Consider the following 394-nt stretch of genomic DNA (forward strand, 5'->3'; position numbering starts at 1 on the left):
CGGGCCTGTATTACGACAATATCCTCGGCTGTATGGAGTTACGCGAGCAGATCGCTCGACTGTCACTGGACTCCGGCTGCCAACTGACGGCCGAGGACATCGTAATAACCACCGGCTGCCATGAGGCGCTGTCCGCCAGCATCCATGCGATCTGCGAGCCTGGCGACATCGTTGCGGTGGACTCACCGAGTTTCCACGGCGCTATGCAGACCCTCAAGGGCCTAGGCATGAAAGCCCTGGAAATCCCCACCGACCCAATCACCGGCATCAGCCTCGAAGCCCTGGAATTGGCGCTGGAACAGTGGCCGATCAAAGTCATCCAACTGACCCCCAACTGTAACAACCCCCTGGGCTACATCATGCCCGAGGCGCGCAAAAAGGCGCTGCTGGCCCT

Annotated in this window: 1 protein-coding gene; it reads left to right on the forward strand. The window is 60.2% G+C overall.

Annotated features, from left to right (window positions below; genetic code table 11):
- Positions 1-394: aminotransferase class I/II-fold pyridoxal phosphate-dependent enzyme (locus SOP95_RS31965; RefSeq protein WP_323609588.1), on the forward strand; the 394-nt coding region annotated here is incomplete at both ends.

This window comes from Pseudomonas sp. YuFO8 (genome assembly GCF_035065025.1).
In the GTDB taxonomy this organism is placed as follows: Bacteria; Pseudomonadota; Gammaproteobacteria; order Pseudomonadales; family Pseudomonadaceae; genus Aquipseudomonas; species Aquipseudomonas putida_AE.